Raw genomic sequence first — 258 nt, forward strand, 5'->3', positions numbered from 1 at the left:
GGAGGCGACCAGGTCGTCGCGCCTGTTCCCGGCGACGACCGTGCCGAGCAGCTCCTTGCCGTACAGGATGTCGATCGCCTGGCGCTCCTGCGGCGCGCTGCGCAGCCAAGCCCACCCGTACACGCCTTCCGGCGTGATGAGGTCGATCGTGCCGGAGAAATCCTTCCCGAGATCCTCGGGGGATTGCAGGGCGGAGGGGGTGGGGTTGTCCAAAGACACGACCTTGTCCTTCAGCGGAGCCTCGGCAATCCGTTCGTT

The 258-nt window shown here is 66.7% G+C and carries 1 protein-coding gene; it reads right to left on the reverse strand.

The window, feature by feature from the left end; translation table 11 throughout:
- The coding region (locus JT719_RS24875; protein WP_207436464.1) for a hypothetical protein at nucleotides 1–258 on the reverse strand (258 nt) is incomplete at both ends.

This window comes from Sabulibacter ruber, from assembly GCF_017355955.1.
GTDB lineage: Bacteria > Bacteroidota > Bacteroidia > Cytophagales > Hymenobacteraceae > Nibribacter > Nibribacter ruber_A.